The organism is Pseudomonas asplenii, assembly GCF_900105475.1.
GTDB lineage: Bacteria > Pseudomonadota > Gammaproteobacteria > Pseudomonadales > Pseudomonadaceae > Aquipseudomonas > Aquipseudomonas asplenii.
In genome coordinates this window covers 3,751,721-3,769,754 of record NZ_LT629777.1, presented here as the reverse complement: position 1 = coordinate 3,769,754, position 18,034 = coordinate 3,751,721, and the positions used below count along the sequence as shown (strand labels likewise).

The 18,034-nt window shown below is 62.9% G+C and carries 18 protein-coding genes; 7 read left to right on the top strand and 11 right to left on the bottom strand.

All coding sequences use genetic code 11. The features are described from left to right. Positions 1–33: 33 nt before the first annotated feature. A complete protein-coding gene (locus BLU37_RS17315) occupies positions 34–1,086 on the top strand; it encodes an ABC transporter substrate-binding protein (protein ID WP_090206935.1) in 1,053 nt (350 codons plus the stop codon). A gap of 3 nt (positions 1,087–1,089) precedes the next feature. Here BLU37_RS17315 and BLU37_RS17310 read toward each other — a convergent pair whose 3' ends face one another. The 8 genes from BLU37_RS17310 to BLU37_RS17275 form a co-directional block, all read right to left on the bottom strand. Continuing rightward, on the bottom strand, positions 1,090–2,055 hold the full coding sequence (locus tag BLU37_RS17310; RefSeq protein WP_232000517.1) for a Csu type fimbrial protein: 966 nt from the start codon (positions 2,053–2,055) through the stop codon (positions 1,090–1,092). A gap of 22 nt (positions 2,056–2,077) precedes the next feature. Next, positions 2,078–4,387 (bottom strand): fimbria/pilus outer membrane usher protein, encoded by a 2,310-nt coding sequence (locus BLU37_RS17305; RefSeq protein ID WP_090206928.1) that lies wholly within the window; start codon positions 4,385–4,387, stop codon positions 2,078–2,080. Between the two features lie 58 nt (positions 4,388–4,445). Then, positions 4,446–5,240: a fimbrial biogenesis chaperone gene (locus tag BLU37_RS17300; protein ID WP_090206925.1), complete on the bottom strand. Its 795-nt coding sequence runs from the start codon at positions 5,238–5,240 to the stop codon at positions 4,446–4,448. Positions 5,241–5,279: 39 nt separating this feature from the next. Further along, positions 5,280–5,777 (bottom strand): Csu type fimbrial protein, encoded by a 498-nt coding sequence (locus tag BLU37_RS17295; protein WP_090206923.1) that lies wholly within the window; start codon positions 5,775–5,777, stop codon positions 5,280–5,282. A gap of 5 nt (positions 5,778–5,782) precedes the next feature. After that, the gene (locus BLU37_RS17290) at positions 5,783–6,319 is read right to left on the bottom strand and encodes a Csu type fimbrial protein (protein WP_090206920.1); all 537 of its coding nucleotides are present in this window, start codon (positions 6,317–6,319) and stop codon (positions 5,783–5,785) included. 19 nt (positions 6,320–6,338) lie between these two features. After that, positions 6,339–6,863, bottom strand: coding sequence for a Csu type fimbrial protein (locus tag BLU37_RS17285; protein ID WP_090206919.1), 525 nt, complete (start codon positions 6,861–6,863; stop codon positions 6,339–6,341). A gap of 105 nt (positions 6,864–6,968) precedes the next feature. Beyond that, entirely contained in the window at positions 6,969–7,493 is a 525-nt protein-coding gene (locus BLU37_RS17280) for a Csu type fimbrial protein (protein ID WP_090206916.1), read from the bottom strand. A 244-nt stretch (positions 7,494–7,737) separates the two neighbouring features. Next, the gene (locus BLU37_RS17275) at positions 7,738–8,277 is read right to left on the bottom strand and encodes a Csu type fimbrial protein (RefSeq protein ID WP_090206914.1); all 540 of its coding nucleotides are present in this window, start codon (positions 8,275–8,277) and stop codon (positions 7,738–7,740) included. A 314-nt stretch (positions 8,278–8,591) separates the two neighbouring features. On the opposite strand from BLU37_RS17275, the gene zapE reads away from it, so the two are divergent. Continuing rightward, positions 8,592–9,716, top strand: a complete 1,125-nt coding sequence (gene zapE / locus BLU37_RS17270) for a cell division protein ZapE (RefSeq protein WP_090206911.1) — start codon at positions 8,592–8,594, stop codon at positions 9,714–9,716. Positions 9,717–9,797: 81 nt separating this feature from the next. Beyond that, complete coding sequence (locus tag BLU37_RS17265; protein WP_090206908.1) at positions 9,798–11,105, top strand: leucine-rich repeat-containing protein kinase family protein; 1,308 nt, start codon at positions 9,798–9,800, stop codon at positions 11,103–11,105. A 52-nt stretch (positions 11,106–11,157) separates the two neighbouring features. Here BLU37_RS17265 and BLU37_RS17260 read toward each other — a convergent pair whose 3' ends face one another. Continuing rightward, complete coding sequence (locus tag BLU37_RS17260) at positions 11,158–11,862, bottom strand: YebC/PmpR family DNA-binding transcriptional regulator (RefSeq protein WP_019362149.1); 705 nt, start codon at positions 11,860–11,862, stop codon at positions 11,158–11,160. A gap of 216 nt (positions 11,863–12,078) precedes the next feature. On the opposite strand from BLU37_RS17260, the gene BLU37_RS17255 reads away from it, so the two are divergent. Next, positions 12,079–13,944, top strand: coding sequence for a type VI secretion system Vgr family protein (locus BLU37_RS17255; RefSeq protein ID WP_090206905.1), 1,866 nt, complete (start codon positions 12,079–12,081; stop codon positions 13,942–13,944). Between the two features lie 3 nt (positions 13,945–13,947). Here BLU37_RS17255 and BLU37_RS17250 read toward each other — a convergent pair whose 3' ends face one another. Next, the gene (locus BLU37_RS17250; RefSeq protein ID WP_010445847.1) at positions 13,948–14,805 is read right to left on the bottom strand and encodes a LysR substrate-binding domain-containing protein; all 858 of its coding nucleotides are present in this window, start codon (positions 14,803–14,805) and stop codon (positions 13,948–13,950) included. Positions 14,806–14,919: 114 nt separating this feature from the next. On the opposite strand from BLU37_RS17250, the gene BLU37_RS17245 reads away from it, so the two are divergent. Beyond that, on the top strand, positions 14,920–16,077 hold the full coding sequence (locus tag BLU37_RS17245; protein WP_090206902.1) for a 2-aminoethylphosphonate--pyruvate transaminase: 1,158 nt from the start codon (positions 14,920–14,922) through the stop codon (positions 16,075–16,077). A 10-nt stretch (positions 16,078–16,087) separates the two neighbouring features. Next, positions 16,088–16,915, top strand: coding sequence for a phosphonoacetaldehyde hydrolase (gene phnX, locus BLU37_RS17240; protein WP_090206899.1), 828 nt, complete (start codon positions 16,088–16,090; stop codon positions 16,913–16,915). A 57-nt stretch (positions 16,916–16,972) separates the two neighbouring features. Here phnX and BLU37_RS17235 read toward each other — a convergent pair whose 3' ends face one another. Next, positions 16,973–17,530 carry an NADPH-dependent FMN reductase gene (locus tag BLU37_RS17235; protein WP_010445833.1) on the bottom strand — a complete coding sequence of 186 codons (558 nt, stop codon included), beginning with the start codon at positions 17,528–17,530 and terminating at the stop codon, positions 16,973–16,975. Positions 17,531–17,748: 218 nt separating this feature from the next. Here BLU37_RS17235 and BLU37_RS17230 point away from each other — a divergent pair, with 218 nt between their 5' ends. Then, on the top strand, positions 17,749–17,988 hold the full coding sequence (locus BLU37_RS17230; protein WP_090206896.1) for a hypothetical protein: 240 nt from the start codon (positions 17,749–17,751) through the stop codon (positions 17,986–17,988). The last annotated feature ends 46 nt before the right edge of the window (positions 17,989–18,034 follow it).

The window sequence follows — 18,034 nt, the reverse complement described above, 5'->3', positions numbered from 1 at the left end:
GCGGGCCGTCAGAACCCAGAGGAAGATCGCGCCATGAACCATGCCCCACGCAATGCCCTGATCGGTTTGTCCTGCCTGCCTCTCGCTGCCCTGCTCCTGGCCACTCCGGCCCAGGCCGAGCCGACGCTGTACCTGGGCATGAACGGCGGGACCATGGAGCGGCTGTATGCCGACAAGGTGCTGCCACCCTTCGAAAAAGCCAACAAGGTCAAGGTGGTGATCGTCCCGGGCACCTCTGCCGACATCCTCGCCAAGGTCCAGGCGAGCAAGGACAACCCGCAACTGCACGTGATCTTCCTCGATGACGGAATCATGTACCGGGCGATCTCCATGGGCCTGTGCAGCAAGCTGCAGGACAACCCGACCCTGGCGCAGATCCCGGCCAGGGGCCGGATCAAGGACGAAGCGGTGGCGGTCAGCCTCGGGGTCACAGGGCTGGCCTACAACACCCGCCTGTTCAAGGAAAAGGGCTGGGCCGCGCCGACTTCGTGGCTGGACATGGCGGACAGCAAGTACAAGGACAAGCTGGTGTTCCAGTCGATGTCATCGTCGACGTTCGGCCTGCACGGCTTCCTGATGTTCAACCGGCTCAAGGGCGGCGACGAGACTAATGTCGACCCCGGCTTCAAGGCCTGGCCAGACAGCGTGGGACGCAACGTGCTGGAATACATCCCAAGCTCGGCCAAGCTCTCGGAGATGGTCCAGACCGACGAGGCGGCGCTGTTCCCGCTGACGCCGACCCAGGTCACCGCGCTCAAGCTCAAGGGCATCCCGGTGGAGTACGCGCAACCCAAGGAAGGCGCGGTGGTACTCAACGTCGCCGAATGTGCGATCGCCAATAACAACCAGCCGGAGCTGGCCCAGAAACTGGCCGAATTCCTGCTGACACCCGAGGCCCAGGCAGCGGCGCTGGAGGATGGCGACCAGATCCCGTCTAACCCCAACACCCCGACCACCGACCGCACCCGTGGCCAGGTAGAGGCGATGAAGAAATACCTGGAAACCGCCGTGGCCATCGACTGGGACCAGGTCAACCGGCTGCGTCCGGAGTGGAACGCCCGCTGGAACCGCAGCATCGAGCGCTAGGGTTCAGAACCCGACGTCAAGGATGACGTTATCCAGGTAGCTGCCGGCGGCCGGTGTAGCCTGGTCGGTATAGACCTTGGCGTTATAGTTGAACACCTGGCTGCCAACACCAAGGCCGTTGCCCGGATTGACCTCGGCATCGCTGCTCGAACGCCGGGCCGAGCCCACGCTGCCCCAGACCGTGGTCCCGGCACTCTTGAAGATGTCATAGGCAAGAAAGTTGCTCCCCGACACCATGCGCCGGCGCCCGCCACTGGCGTTCTGCCCGGCATCCAGGCCCACGGTATAAGGGCTGCCCTTGGTGCAGGAGACATTGATACTCTGGTTGACCGTGCTGAAAGCGCTGACCACCGGCGCGCCTCCGAAACTGATGCTCGGCGCCGTCACCGTGCAGTCGTTGTTGACGGTCATGCTCACCGTGAGGGTCACGGTGCCGGTATTGATGTCTCGCCCCAGGCAGGCACCCAGCGCACCGATACCGGAGCAGTAGTTCCAGTCCCAGAAGATGCTCAGGGTTTCGGTATAGACCCCCGCGGCGACGTTGTTGCCGGTGATCGTGCCGAAGTAGATCGGCACCGTCTTGGGCGTGACGCTGCCCAGCACCCCCAACAGGTCGAGAATGCTGTTGCGGGCAAAGTCGTATTGGGTACCCCGGTTCACCACATAGGCAGCGCCGGTGTTGTTGGTGGCGTAGACGTTGTAGGTGATGACGTCACCCGTGGGGCCGACCAGGCCGCTCGTGGTCGAAGTGACCGTGGCATAGACGTGATCGGTGAGCGACAGCAAGCTCAGCAGCGAACCGCTGCAGCGTAATCCGGCATTGGCGGTCGAGGTCGACTGCACCGCAGTCCGGGCCTGAATCGAACTGACCGAGCCGAACCCTGCCGCAGTCGTGGTGACCGTCGTACACAGGGCATGCGCCTGGACCGCCAGGCCGCTCGCCAATACTGCCAACAGCAGACTACGCATTCTCACCCGATACCCTCCCATGTCAGCGACAGACCAGCGGGCCGATCAGCGGCACCTGCTCGGCGGATTCCGGCAGGGCAAACTGCACCTGACAGAGACGGCCATCCGGCAGGCTCACCTTCAGCGAGTTCTGCTTCGCCAGGTTTTCCAGATACACCAATCCATCCCAGCCAACCACTGCCGTCGCACCGCTCTGCTCATGAATCACCTGTCCCCCCAGCGGCAACGGCTGGTGCTGGTCATCGACCAACTCGACGCTGGCGGCGGCGATACGCGTCAGCGGGAAATGCAGCAGGTAGCCGCTGCCGCGACGGACCGCAACCCGTTGTTCGACCTTGGGGCTGCGCACGTCGGCAGGCAGGTTCAACGGATCGATCTCGTACTTGCCGCTGTAGTAGCCACTGCTCCAGGGCACCAGCAATCGCCCGGAGCTGTCGGTCTCGCCCACCAACTGGTTTTCGTAGCGCACCGGGACCTTCGGATAACCCTCGGTGCTGACCACCACGAAGGCGTCGTTGATGCGATTGGCGGCAAACACCTGCCGGTCCATCCATACCAGCGAACCACTGGCATCGGCCCAACGGGTCTCGGCATCGCTGCTGCCATAGACGCCGGCTTGCAGTTGCACCGACTGCAGACGCCAAGTCAGATCGGCCTGGCGATAGTCCGGCCCCTGACCGTGGGCATAACCGAGGTTGTAGCCAAAACCACCCTGGGTCGGTACGGCACGACTGAAGTTGACCCGCTCGCGGGTCTGGCCGCTGGTACTGCGCTCGACGCTCATGCTCAGGCTGCCGCTGAGGTCGAAGGGAATCACCACTTGGGCCTGCACCGCCCATTGACTGTCGCCGATCTCACGGTTGGCCGACAGGTAGAAACTGCTGCCGCCCCAAAGCGCCCGGCTCCAGGTCAGGTTCAGCAGACGGGTACGGGAGTCGTCGGCGGCGCGGATGTCGAAATAGCCGGCACCCAGGCTGCCCCAATCGTCGAGACTGACACTCGCCGTGACCTGCTCGCTACGCTTGCTCAGGCTGACATAGGGGCTGTCGATCACCGACAGGTCGGCATACTGGTCATGTCGCTCCAGCCGCTGGTACGACACGCTGTAGCGCCGGCTGCTGTACTGGTAGCCCAGGCTCAATTGCTGGCCCTGGCGACCATCGAAACGGCTCTGGCTGATCGCACTGTTGAGCACGCCGAAATTGCCCAGGCGCAGATTGCCGCCGATACCGCCAAGGGTCAGATCGCTGGCAGCTTCGGCATGACTTTCCAGGGTAAAGCTGTCGCTGATGCCATAGCGCAGGCTGCCGGAAGTCACTCCCGGACCATAACCGAAATCCCGCCGCCCATAATCGCGACGCAGGGTCCCTGCGGCCACCGAGAAGTCCGTCAGACCCTTTTGCAGCAGGGTGCTGGTGACATAGAACGGCACGGTGGTGGAAACCTGCCGCCCGAGGGCGTCGGTGGTCACCACCACCGCCTCGCCCGCGCCGTTGATGAACGGAATGTTGGTCAGGGTATACGGCCCCGGCTGCACCTTGTCGCTGGACGATTTGAAACCGTTGATGAACAGATCCACCGAGGACGGCACCGCCGCTTCCCCGACGAACTGTGGCAATGGATAGGTCACCAGGTCCGGACGCACGCCGAAGTCGCGCGCAAACTGCACCCCGCCCAGGCGCACCGAACTGCTCCAGGGCAAAGCCCCGCTGACCACGTCGCCGGCCTCGTAGGTGAGCATTCGCTCATCGTCGGAGAAGCGCCAGGAGGTGTCGTAGCGCAGGTAACGGTTGCTCAGCCCATTGCCGGATTCGGCGCCGAAACTGCGTCGGTATTGTCCGGTGTTGGACAGCGTGCCCCAGGTGTCGAAGACCCGCAGCTCGTTCCAGGCGGCCAGGTAGGTGCCAGCATCGTCAGTGTCGTTGAGGTACAGGTCGTAGTTGAGCATCGCACCGAAACTGGTCAACGCCTGGCTGCGCGGATAGGCCTGGCGATTACCGAGGAACTGCGCCGGCAGCCAGTCCGGTGGCACGCTCAACAACAGGCGCTGGCCCTGGCTGTCGTAGTCGCTGTGCAAGCCTGGCACCTGGTCGAGCGCCACTTCGGCGTCCACCTGTGTCGGCAGTTTCATGCCGAGCGCCTGCAGATCAGCGGCGGACAGGAACAACCGTCCCGCCCGCTGCTCAACGATGATGACCTTGCCGGTATCCATCTGGTTGACCAGCAGCTCGAGATACAGCTGCGCATCGGGCATTGCCTCCAGACTGGTAGGCGGTGGTGGCAATTCACCGGCCTCGGTCGCCGAGGTCAGCACCAGCCAGCAATAGCCCATGGCACACCAGGGCAGACGGGGGGTGCGACGAGCCGACACTCAGCTCACTCCCTACCCGTCACCGTTCACCTCTGATGCTCTGGGCCTGCGGCGCACCGTTGACCCGCAGCAGCAGTTCCTGGCCGCTGGCCAGCGGCTCGGACACCGGCCAGCGCATGGTCGCGCCCGGCAGCACATAGCCCAGCAACCCTTCGGCCACCGGCCGGACCTGACCACCCTGCTTGACTGTCACATCGGTCAGGCGGGCATGCACGGCACCACGATTGCGGATCTCGATATAGGACCGCCCTCCTTCGGCCACCTTGCGCCAGCTCAATTCCGGCACTCCGGCACTCTTCGGATCACGGGGACGATTGGCGTCTTCCTTGCTCCATAGCCCCACACCATAGGCGAACAGCGGCACCGAGTAGCGCATCTGGAACTGGATCGCCGCCGACGTCTTGCTGTCATCCGCCGAACCGCCCGCTGGTTTCGCCGCCGGAATCTCGTCGATGATGATGCGATAGGCCTTCTCGGTCCCTGGCGGCAGTTGCCCGGTGCGGGTCAGCCGCACCAGTTGCTTCTGACCCGGCTCGATGCGCGCTACCGGTGGGCTGCCGACCACCTCGCGCTGGTTCTGATACTGGTCGTCGTATGCGTTCTGAACCCAGCCGAAGACACGGATCTGCAGATTCGCCGTTTCAGTGCCACGGTTTTCCAGCCACAGCGCACTGGCCTGTTGGTCGGCCTCCAGCACCGGATCGATCGGCCAGATCAGTACCGAACTCGCCGCCTGGGCCCCGCTCGCGCCCAACAGGAGCGTGGCCAGTAAACCGGAACGAACGACCTGCCGACACCGGGAGGGTGAATACATACGAAAGCTCCTTGTCCCATCCATTGAATAAAACGTCCCCTACCAGGTCAGCTGTACCTGCAGCACATCGCTGTAGATCCCCGCCGGCTGAATGCCTGGTAACACCACCCGGCCGTAGATCGGCAGACGGATATTGTTCGCATCGCTGTAGGCTACGTTGACGCTCTGGCCAATCCCCAATGCCTGGCTCAAACCGATATCGCTATAAAGCTGGTAGGCCAGTTGCGCGCTGCCACCGCCCAGCTTGAGGTTGCGCCCCCCGCTGTTGTTCTGCCCGCCATCGACGCTCATCGTCAGGGTCACCCCTGGCGTGCACTGCAATTGCACGCCGCTGGCCAACGAGGCCGACACCGGAGCGATCGTCGACGCCGCGTGACTGCCATAATTCAGGTTGCCATAGAGGGAGCCCCCGCCCACCACCAGGCAACCGGAGAGAATGCTGGCCGTGACCTGAAACGTCGTGCCGGGGGCTGCCGCCAGCGGCAAGCTGCTCGCCAGGGCCAGCAGCAGGGCCACGACGCTTCCCGGTCGCCTCATCGCGCTCAGAAACTCAGTTGCACGGAAATGGTGTCGGTGTAGGTGCCAGCCGGCAGCCCGGGCTTGCCTACCGCCTTGCCCCAGAGGTTGAGGGACTGCAACGCGCCGGTACTGGTCGCCATGTTGATGATGCCAGTGTTGGACAGCAGGTTGTTGAGCCCCGAATCGGTGTAGAGGTCATAGGCCACGAAGTTGCCCGCACCGTCGGAGAGCGCGCGGGTACCACCGCTGCTCGCTCCATCATGCAGACCGCCCTGGACCGTCACTATGGGTGTGGTCCCGGCCGAGCACAGCACCGCCACCGCCCCGCCGCCGGAAGCTTGCAACTGAATGCCGGCCTGGTTGAACAGACTGGTGGCGGTACCGAAGTTCAAGGTACCGAAGTTCAGGTTGGACGCACCAGCAGCGCCGTTGATCAGACAACTGCTGGTGAGGGTCAGGGTGGATGTGATCTGTCCGGTGACAGTGGTCGCGGCATGGGCGCCGACCACCAGGGTCAGGCCCAACACGGACAAAGCGAGACGCGAAGCAAGTTTCGGCATGATGCTCTCCTCCATTGAGTTACCAGTCCAACGTGACCGTCAGCGTGTCGCGGTAAACACCGGCCGGCAGTGCGTTGGTATTTGCCACCACGACACCAAACACCGGAATCGGATTCCGGATATCGGAACTGACAGCAAAATTGCGTTGTTCACCGACCCCGTAGCTGTCCTTGCCTTCGGCATCGACGGTGAGTCGGTAGGCGATGCTTCGGTTGCCGTTGCTCAGGCGTCGGGTACTGCCGTCGCCGTTGACGCCACCATCGATGGTCACGGTGAAACCGTTGACCGAGGCATTGCAGGTGACATGCACGGTCGAGCCGCTGTTCTGGATGTTGGCATTGATGGGACCGGTCCAGGTCGGGCCCTGGTTGCCGAAATGCAACTGCCCCAGGCTGCCGGACATGGCTGCGCCAGCGGAGCTGACTTCACAGGCTGGGGAGATGACCATCTGGACGTCGATGGTCCCGGTCATGACCGCTGCGGCTCTATCGGCCAGAAAAAGCAGTGAGCCAAAGGCCAACACTGCGCGGTTGCGGTGTTTCATATGCCAATCCTACTTCCATCAGGAGACAACCGATTGGCCGCCCGAACAGGGACGACATTCCTTTTCCTGCCCGGCTCCGCCCGGCAGACAACTGCATGAACTCACCTACCAGGTGACGGTCACCTTCAACACATCGCTGTAACGACTGACACGCGGTACCCAGTCCTGTGGCTCGATCCGCGCGTACAACGGTAATTCCACCGAACCACTGTCCGGCACAACACCGGTCATGGGCTCATTGACCGGCAGCGCGATACGCCGCGCGGCATCTCGGTAGAGTCGATAGGGAATCGGGGTTGTGCGCTCATCCCCTGCCAGATAACGCACCGCGCCCACGCCACCGTGCAGGCCGCCATCAATGCTCAACTGATAGGGCGTATCAGGGTTACATTCCAACCGTGGCAACCGGGCATTGACCAGAGAGGCACCCAACGGCCCCGACCGGTCGTCGAGACGCGCGGTATTGCCGAAGTCGAGCATGCCCAGTTGATCGATGCCCGCCTCCCGCGGCACACCGACCAACTGACAACCGCGCATGACATTGACCTGCACCTCCACCTGGAGCTGCGCGGCGGACACCTGAGCGCTGCATAAGACACTCAAGGCCGCCACAACCAGAGATCCCTTCACAACCTCGATCCTTCTTGGGGCATGGCTTGTTGCTACCAGCCTAGCAGCGGAGGAAAAAGCTGCAAATCAAGTAGGAAATGTTGCAGCATTTTGTAATGCTTTTCTTAGGAGATCTCGCTATATCCCCGTGTTTATTAACAGGAAAAGGCATTTCCGGGATCGGATCCAATCGACAAAAAGCGCGAATCAAACAACGAACTGGACGCTTTCGGCTCAACTCGGAAAGCGGACAGGCGCGCGGCGCTCACCAGTTCAGCGTGATGATGACTCGGTCACGGTAGGTGCCGGCGGGTAATGCCTGGTTATTGGCGAGAAGCGCGCCATGAATCGGGATCGGCGTCCAGGCGCCCGTGCCCACGGAGAAGGTACGCTGCTGGCCGATGGGATAATGATCGTTACCGGCTTCATCGACGGACAGGTGATAGGGGATGCGCTGACTGCCGTTACTCAGGTAACGGTTACTGCCATCGCCCTGGGTGCCACCGTCAATGGTGACGGTGAACTGTGTGGGATTGGTGGTCGGAGCACTGCAGGACACTGCCAGATTGCCGTTACCGTTGTCCAGACGGCTACCCAGCGGCGTGCTCCAGGTCGGCCCCAGGCTGCCGAAGTCCAGGCTTGCGGTGGTCCCGGCCGTTTTCCCCGGCGCGCTAGCCTGGGTCACTTCGCAGCCGGCCATTATCACCAGCCGCGCTTCGATCTGCCCACTGATCGCCGCCATGGCGTCATCGGCCAACAAAGCGAAGGCGCCCAGGCCCAACAGAAGTCGATGGATAAAGTGCATTCGGCCAATCCCGTAGATCGTTCGCACGGGCTCCGCTCAATGGCTCAATCCATTTGAGCGGCAGGGGCCTTGACGAAAAAGTTGAGAGGTGAAGAGACAACTCCAGAATAGAGGAGATGGCTATATGCCTGCATTCTTTTTCCGAACCTGTCGACGTATGGCGTGCGCCACTCGTATTACCCTCCCATTTGAGCTGGCTAGCCAATGCTCTATTGGTAGAATTGCTGCGGCCCCAGCCCCCTTCAGACTGAAGCGCTGACTGATGCACCAGGGGGCCCAAGGCCCGGACTTTTCACCCAAGGGGATTCTCTCCGTTGACCGCCACCCCTCCTCACCGCCCAGGCGGCAAATTCCGCTGGTCGACACTGCGCCGCCTGTTCGGCAAAGCGCCAGCCGACAAGACCGGTATCACCACGCCGGGCCACCCCGTGCAGGAGTATTTCCGGCACAAGGCCAACCATCAGGGCTACACCCTCAGCCATAGCCAGCAGCGGGTCATCGAGCGCATGGCGCAACAGGCCACCACCCTGCTGCACGGCTCGCCCACCCAACTGCGCAGCCTGTACCTGCACGGCGCCGTGGGTCGGGGCAAGAGCTGGTTGCTGGACGGCTTTTTCCAGGCCGTGCCGATGGCCGAGAAGCAGCGGTTGCACTTCCATGATTTCTTCGCCCGGCTGCACCAGGGCATGTTCAGTCATCGCGAGAACCCGGACGCCCTCGGCGCCACCCTGGATGAACTGCTCGCCGGCTGTCGGCTGCTGTGCTTCGATGAATTCCATGTGCATGACATCGGCGATGCGATGTTGATCACCCGGCTGTTCAAGGCGCTGTTCCAGCGACAGGTACTGCTGGTGGTGACCTCCAACTATCCGCCCGAGGGCCTGCTGCCCAATCCGCTCTATCACGCGCGGTTCAAACCGGTAATCGACCTGATCAATGCCCGAATGGAAATCATGGAGGTCGGCGGCCCCCACGACTACCGTAGCCTGGCGCCCAGCCATGCGCAGCAGCAGTTCACCCACGGGCAGTACATCTGGCCGGGCAGCGCCGAACAGCGCCAGGCCCTGCAGTTGCCGGAACGCGGTGCAGCGGCCAGCACGCTGATGGTGGGTACCCGATACCTCAAGGTGCGTCAGAACCATGATCGCTGCGTACGTTTCGAATTTGCCGATCTGTGCGACGAGCCCACCGCGGTGATGGACTACCTGGAACTGTGCCGACGTTTCGACACCTGGATCATCGACGAACTGCCCAATCTGGAAGACTGTCCGATCGCCAGCCAGCAGCGGTTCATCAACCTGATCGACGTCCTCTACGACCAGGACAAACACCTGCAACTGATCGGCGAACGGCCCCTGCGCGAGAGCCTCGGCGGCCATGCCATCGACCTGGCACGCACCCGTAGCCGCCTGGGACAGCTGGTCGAAGTCGGTCCCTGAGCGCATCGGCAAGCAAGGTCCCGTCGAGGCGGCTATGATGGCGGCCTTTCGATGATCGCGACCCGAACGGAATGCCCGCTCATGCACACCCTTGAACAACTGCGCAGCGGCCAATTGGCCGGTATCATGCGACTCGACCTGGCCTGCGGGCTGACCGAGGTTCCCCAGGAAATCTTCCAGTTGGCCGACTCCCTGGAAATCCTCAACCTGAGCGGCAACCGCCTCAGCCGCCTGCCGGACGATCTGCATCGGCTGCCGCACCTGCGCATCCTGTTCTGTTCCGACAACCTGTTCACCGAGTTGCCCGGCTGCCTGGGCCAATGCGCCCAACTGAGCATGGTCGCGTTCAAGGCCAACCAGATCGAACACGTGCCGGCGGCGGCGTTGCCACCGTTGCTGCGTTGGCTGATCCTGACCGACAACCGCATCGCCGAACTGCCCGACGAGTTGGGCCGGCGGCCCTTGCTGCAGAAACTCATGCTCGCCGGCAATCGCCTGCAACAGCTGCCGGCCACCCTCGCCGACTGCCACAACCTGGAACTGATCCGCATCGCCGCCAACCAGTTGGACGAGCTGCCGCAATGGCTGCTGACCCTGCCCAGCCTGGCCTGGATCGCCTATGCCGGCAATCCGCGACTCGATCACACCGGCGAGGTGCTGGCCGGCGATACCACGCCGAACATCGACTGGGCGCAATTGCAACTCGAACAGCGGCTGGGCGAAGGCGCCTCCGGGGTGATCAGCCAGGCCGTGTGGAACCGTCCTTCGGCGGCGGCCAAGGCGGTGGCGGTCAAGCTGTACAAGGGCAGCATGACCAGCGACGGCTCGCCGCTGAACGAGATGAACGCCTGTATCGCCGCCGGCCTGCACCCGAACCTGATCCGGGTCGAGGGTCGTATCAGCGGCCATCCCGATGATCAGGCCGGGTTGGTGATGGAACTGATCGACCCACGGTTCGCCAACCTCGCCGCCCTGCCCAGCCTCGACTCGTGCAGCCGCGACGTGTATCGCGACGAGACCCGCTTCAGCCCTGCACAGGCCCTGCGCATGGCGCGCGGCATTGCCTCGGTGGGCGCGCACCTGCACCGCCTGGGGCTGTGCCATGGCGACCTGTATGGACACAACATCCTCTACAACACCGAGGGCGATTGCCTGTTGGGGGATTTTGGCGCGGCGTCGTTCCATTCGCCGACGGATAGCCTGGAAACCCGTGCATTGCAACGGATCGAGGTGCGGGCATTCGGGATTCTGCTGGGGGAGTTGCTGGAGCGGATCGACGGGGATTTCGAGCCTGGAGTGTTGGAATCACTGCGGAGTCTGCAAGAGCGCTGCATTCAGCCGGATGTCTTGGCGCGGCCGGGTTTCGAAGAGATTTGCGCGCAGCTTTGAGTATTGTGGAGCCCTGTTCGCGGATGAGTCCGCGAACAGGTCGCTACAGGAATCAGCCCGCCAGGCCGACGAACATATCCTGCACGTCGTCATGGTTGTCCAGGCCTTCGAGGAAGGCTTCGACTTCCGCCATCTGCTCGTCGCTCAGGCCACTGACCGGGTTCTTCGACTGGTAGCCGAGCTTGGCCGACAGTACGGTGAAACCCTGCTCCGGCAAGGCTTTCTGCACGGCATCCAGGTCGGTGGTCTCGGTGATGAACAGGGTCGCGCCCTCTTCGGCCGGTTCGAAATCCTGTGCGCCGGCCTCGATGGCCGCCATTTCCGGATCGGCATCCGGGCTGTCCGGCGAAGCTTCGATCAGGCCGACGTGGTTGAAGTCCCAGGACACCGAACCGGAAGCGCCGAGTTGGCCCTTGCGGAAGGCCACGCGGATTTCCGCCACGGTGCGGTTGATGTTGTCGGTGACGCACTCGACAATCAGCGGTACCTGGTGGGGAGCAAAACCTTCATAGGTCACACGGTGGTACTGCACGGTTTCGCCCAATTGGCCGGAACCTTTCTTGATGGCGCGCTCCAGGGTATCGCGAGGCATCGAGGCCTTTTTCGCCTGCTCGACCACCAGACGCAGGTGTGCGTTGGTGGAGATGTCCGCACCATTGCGCGCAGCGATGGTGATTTCCTTGACCAGCTTGCCGAACAGCTTGCCCTTGGCGTTGGCTGCCGCCTCTTTGTGTTTAACCTTCCACTGTGCGCCCATTACTCACTCTCTCGATCAGTGGCGTCGTGACATCTATTGGCCGACGCTTTGCGCGCAGTTTATACGGCAAAAACTCGCTGATCGACCAAAACCTGATAATCGCTAAGACTCTGCGCAGAACATCGTAGGCGATTTCCCAAAAGCTGTTTTGCTGTGTCCAGATATCTCCAGCATTTCGTACCCTCTGCCCTAACGTCCCCGATAAAAAGAGATGAAATGACTCAGGACAAGGCACGACAGCTCTCATTGACCCTCGCTTCCCTCTCCGCGCCCCTGCACGTCATTCGCTTCAGTGGGCGCGAGGCCCTGAACCAGTCCTACCGCTTCGAAGTCGAGCTGCTGGGCGAAGATCCCGGACTGGACCTGCAGTCGCTGCTGGAACAGCCGGCGTTTCTCGGTTTCGGGCCAGCGACGGAAGGGGTTCATGGACTCATCCATGAAATCAGCAGCAGTTACCTCACACCGAACCTGTGTCACTACCAGGTGGTGCTGGGCCCCCGCCTGACACTGCTCGAACGCAGCGCCAGGCGTCGGGCGTTCTACGACCTGAGCGTCCCGGAAATCCTCGAACGACTGCTCGCCAGCCATGGTCTGGGCCCCGCCGACTACCGCTTCGAACTCGACCAGGGCACCTACCCGCCCCGCCCGCATTGTCAGCAGCATGAGCAGAATGATCTGCAATGGTTGAACCGGCTCTGCGAAGAAGAAGGCATCCACTATCACTTCGAGCACAGCCCCCGGCAGCACGTTCTGGTGTTCGCCGAAGACCCCCAGGCCTTCCCTGAACACCCGGGCCTGCTGCGCTATTGCGACACCCCGCGAAGCGGACAGCCGGCCATCGACCAACTGCACGAACGGCACGCCATGCCGAGCCACGTCGACCACCCGCCACCGACCCGCACGGGCTGCCCGCCCTGGCCGGTACAGGCTCGCAACGCCTCTGCCGAAAACGATGGCGCGGCCAATCAGGCCGGACTCTACGGGTTGCACTCAACGAGCATCGACCACCGGCAACGCCACGAACTGCAATGCAGCCGACGGGCACTGGAGCGCCTGCGCTGCGAAAGCCGGCAGATCCAGGGGCGCAGCAATCTCGGCGAACTGCACTGTGCCGACGTGCGCTTTCTGAGCGACCATCCGCGTCAGGCGCTCAATGACCAATGGTTGATCACCGAAGTCCAGCACTGGGGCGAACAACGCGCACAGGGCGAGCGGCTGGACGAGTTGCCCCATGACCGGCAACAGGACGCCAGCCTCGGGTCCCGGGGCTATTACAATCACTTCAAGGCGATTCCCTGGGCCACACCGTTTCGCCCGGCCTTGCGCCAGGCTCGGCCCAGGCAAACCGGCTATCAATTGGGTACGGTCCTCGGTCCTCCCGGACAATCGGCTCGGCCCGATGCCCAGGGGCGGCTGCCGATCCAACTGCAAGGGGCCCTGCACTCGGCAGACACAGCTCCCGGCTGCTGGATTCCACTGGGTGTGGCCGAGGGCAAGGCGCCCCAGGTCGGCAGCCAGGTGTTGATCGAGTGTGTCGACCACGACCCCGAACAGTTGGTGATCTGCGGCTTCCTCGACAACCGGAACGTCGACGTTCCGCCCACACTCCAGGCGCAAGTCGAGCAGCCAGCGGCGCTCCAGCCCGCCAGCGAGTGCGCGATGCCTGATGCAGAGGAAATCCCCGGGGAACTCTATCTATACGAACAACCGCAGAAGTCCACCCATTGTCTGGGCAACAGCGTCTGGTACATCGTGCGCATGCCCCGCCCGGGACTCAAGGAACTGGCCCGGCTGGGGCGCGACGACATCCTGCTCGAAGGTCGCAGCAACGCACGGGGCATGGCCGTGCTGAGTCCCTATCAACGACATCGCCTGGCGCTGGAACTCGCCGACACCCCCGAGCAGCTCTGGTTGCTCTACCCCGGCCAATGCCTGGCCGTGCATGAATACATCCGCCAGCGCTGGAGCCCCGCACAGCGCCGGGCCTTTCTCCAGGCGAGCCTCAATAACAGCGCCGACGGCTGCCCCGGCGAATTGAACAGCGTCTACGAATGGCTGATCAAACCTTCGGCCCCCCGCTGAAGGTCACGCCAGCAACCCTAGGAATGCCTGGATCAGGCGCAACTCGGCACGCCGCTCCAGACAACCGACCATATGCCGGTTGTGCAATCCGTTGCCGATCAGCGGTACGGCACGAACGCGTGGATCAGGGCTGACCTCCTCGGATGAAACGATGCCCAACCCCAGGTCGGCAGCCACCGCTTCGGTCACCGCTTCGCGACTGTCCAGTTCCAGCAATACCCGCGGATTGACCCCAGCCAGACCGCAGGCCTGATCGAACGTCCGGCGGGTGACCGACGACGGCTCGCGCAACACCATGATTCTCTGATCCAGGCGTTGCAGTGCGATGCCCTCGGGCTCGTCCTGCCAGGGATGACCCGCCGGCACCAGAACGCAGATCCGCGACTCGCTCAAGGCGTGCAGATGCAGGCCCTTGCGCGGCTCGACCTCGGTCAGCACGGCGACATCGGCATGCTCGGCCAGCAGCGCCGCGAGGGTTTCCTGAGCATTGCCGAGCCGCAGGTTGACCGTGACCCCAGGATAACGCTCGCGCAGCCGGGCGAGCATCGGCATGACCCGATGCGGCCCGTCCGCTGCGACCTCCAGGCGTCCGGTCAGTAACTGGCGGTTGGCCTCGAGCATGACCCGCGCCTCTTCGGCCAGCCCGAACATGGCCCGGGTGATCGCCGCCAGCCGGGTGCCCTGCTCCGTCAACTCCACCCGCCGCGCGGTACGGCGCAACAACGTGACCTGATAATGCTCCTCGAGGGCCTTGATATGCCCGGTCACCGCCGGCTGGCTGATGAACAGGCGAGCGGCAGCGCGGGTAAAACTGCCCTCGCGGGCCACGGCGTCGAATGCGCGGAGTTGGAACAGGTTCATTGGCTATCGGCCTCACTTATAGCTCGCATAACAACAAACAATTTGATTGATAACAAGGCAAACCGCAACTTATGCCCTGTATCCCGTCAATGATCAGCGCCACAGGAAATGCCCATGAGTACCGCCGCTCCCATCCTGCTCACCCCCGGTCCGCTCACCACCTCGGCCCGCACCCGCCAGGCGTTGCTGCAGGACTGGGGCTCATGGGACGAGCGTTTCAACCGACTCACCGCCAGCGTCTGCGAGCGCTTGCTGACCATCGTCAACGGCGCCGAGAGCCATCATTGCGTGCCCTTGCAAGGCAGCGGGACCTTTGCCGTAGAGGCGGCCATCGGCACGCTGGTGCCTCGCGACGGCAAGGTTCTGGTGCTGATCAATGGCGCCTATGGCAAGCGCCTGGCGGCCATCTGCGCGGTGCTCGGCCGAACTTTCTGCACCCTGGAAACCGCCGAGGATCAGCCGTGCGATGCGGCCGAAGTCGAACAGCGGCTGCTCGCCGATCCGGCGATCAGTCATGTCGCGCTGATCCATTGCGAAACCGGCACCGGCCTCCTCAACCCGCTGGAGCCGATCGCCGAGGTCGTCGCCCGCCACGGCAAACGCCTGATCATCGACGCCATGAGTTCCTTCGGCGCCCTGCCCATCGACGCGCGACGGGTGCCGTTCGAGGCACTGATCGCCGCTTCGGGCAAATGCCTGGAAGGCGTGCCGGGCATGGGTTTCGTATTAGCCCACAAAGCCAGCCTGGCAGCGGCCGCGGGCAATTCGCATTCACTGGCGATGGACTTGCATGACCAGCAGGCCTACCTGGCCCGGACCGGCCAGTGGCGCTTCACGCCACCGACCCATGTGGTCGCCGCCCTGCATGAAGCGCTGCTGCAATATCAGGAGCAAGGCGGCCAGCCGGCCCGTCATCGACGTTACACCGACAACTGCCAGGTGCTACTCGATGAGTTGGCCAGGCTCGGCCTGCGCAGCTTTCTGCCAGCGGCCATCCAGGCGCCGATCATCGTCACAGTACATGCGCCGCAAGACCCGCGCTACGACTTCAAGACGCTCTATGAGCGGGTCAAGGCCAAGGGTTTTATTCTCTATCCGGGCAAGTTGACCGAGGTCGACACCTTCCGTGTCGGCTGCATTGGCGACGTCAGCCGCCACGACCTGCAAGCCGCAGCCCGGGCAATCGGCGAGGCGCTGAATGAAATGGACGTAACGCCCCTGCAAATTCCGGGCGTTGCCACGCCCACCATGAACACCCACTTGCGTGCCTGAGGTAACTGCCATGAACTACACCCCACCGACCCGACTGCAAGCAGCCATCCTCGACTGGGCCGGCACCGTCGTCGACTTCGGCTCGTTCGCGCCGACCCAGATCTTCGTCGAGGCCTTCGCCGAGTTCGCCGTGCACGTCTCCATCGAAGAAGCGCGGGGGCCGATGGGCATGGGCAAGTGGGATCACATCCGCAGTCTGTGCAACCAGCCGCCGATCGCCGAACGTTATCGCCAGGTGTTCGGACGCACGCCCAGCGATGCGGATGTGACCGCAATCTACCAGCGCTTCATGCCGTTGCAGATCGAAAAGATCGCCGAACATTCGGCGCTGATTCCTGGCGCCCTCGACACCATCGCCGAACTGCGGCGCCTGGGCCTGAAGATCGGCTCGTGTTCCGGCTACCCGGCCCAGGTGATGACCAAGGTCGTCGAGTTGGCCGCCAGCAACGGCTACATCGCGGACCATGTGGTCGCCACCGACGAGGTGCCCAATGGCCGCCCGTGGCCGGCCCAGGCGCTGGCGAACGTGATCGCCCTGGGCATCGACGATGTCGCGGCGTGCGTGAAGGTCGACGATACGGTACCGGGGATTCTCGAAGGTCGCCGGGCCGGGATGTGGACGGTGGCCCTGGTCTGCTCCGGCAATGCCCTGGGACTCGATTATGCAACCTACCAGGCACTGGACAGCGCCCGCCTGACGAGCGAGCGCCAACGCATCCACGCCCTGTTCGAAGGCTCGCGCCCACATTACCTGATCGATACCCTCAACGAGTTGCCGCAGGTGATTGCGGCGATCAATCAGCGCCTGGCGAACGGGGAAATGCCACAGGGCTGTTGAGCGTTGTAACGGTGTAGGTCATGGCCATGACCTACACCGTCAGTTCCCGCAAAAACCTCAGGCCTTCTTGTGCTGCTCCACCCACTGCCCATAGGCGTTGATAAAGCCCTGCAGGAACGGTTTGCTCTGCTCCGACAGCTTGCCCGCCTCATCGAATGCACTGCCCGCCCCACCGAAATAGGCCTCCGGCTGCTGCATGCAGGGTACATTCAGAAACACCAGCGACTGACGCAAATGGTGGTTGGCACCAAAACCACCGATGGGGCTCGGCGAAACGCTGATCACCGCGCCCGGCTTGCCGCTCCAGGCACTCTTGCCGTAGGGCCGCGAACCGACATCGATGGCGTTTTTCAACGCGGCAGGGACCGAGCGGTTGTACTCCGGGGTCACGAACAACACTGCATCGGCCGCCGCGATCTGCTCGCGAAAAGTGCTGTAGGCCGCAGGGGGCGTGCCGTCGATATCCTCGTTATACAGCGGCAGGTCACCGATCTCGACAATCTTCAGCTTGAGGTTCGCCGGTGCCAGGTCAGCCAGGGCCAGCGCCACCTTGCGGTTGATCGACTCTTTTCTCAGGCTGCCTACCAGCACGGCGACGGTATGGAGATTACTCATGGACACTCCTGATACGTGGGACAAGGGATCTTTAGTTATAGATGATCATCCCAGGCTATTGTCAGATTTTTCCCCAAACAGCACAGGATATGGCCCCTTGCCAACGACATAAGCGGCAGGATCGCCTGACTATTTTTTTCCCGGGACAAAACTTCCCCAAGCCGGGCACGGTCTACAGACCCGCACATCGGTAGTTAATTTCCAGAGGTTCTAAACAGATGGCCGCAGTACTCGTCGGACAATTTCATGCCAGGGATGCGGAAGGTCGCGTCTATTCCGTGCATGAGTTTCAGGAATCCATGCCTTCAGCCGAAGGCCTGGCCAGCACGGAGCCTGTCACCACCTATAAACTGGCCATTGGCGATCGCGTCAATAAACTCGACAATAACGAGTTCATGCTGGTCCAGTCGGGGATCACCCTGACGCGCGAACCGGAAACCGCCCCGACCGATTCATGACGCAGCGCTGAACGCACGGCGACCTGCAGTCTTGCAGGCCAACTTG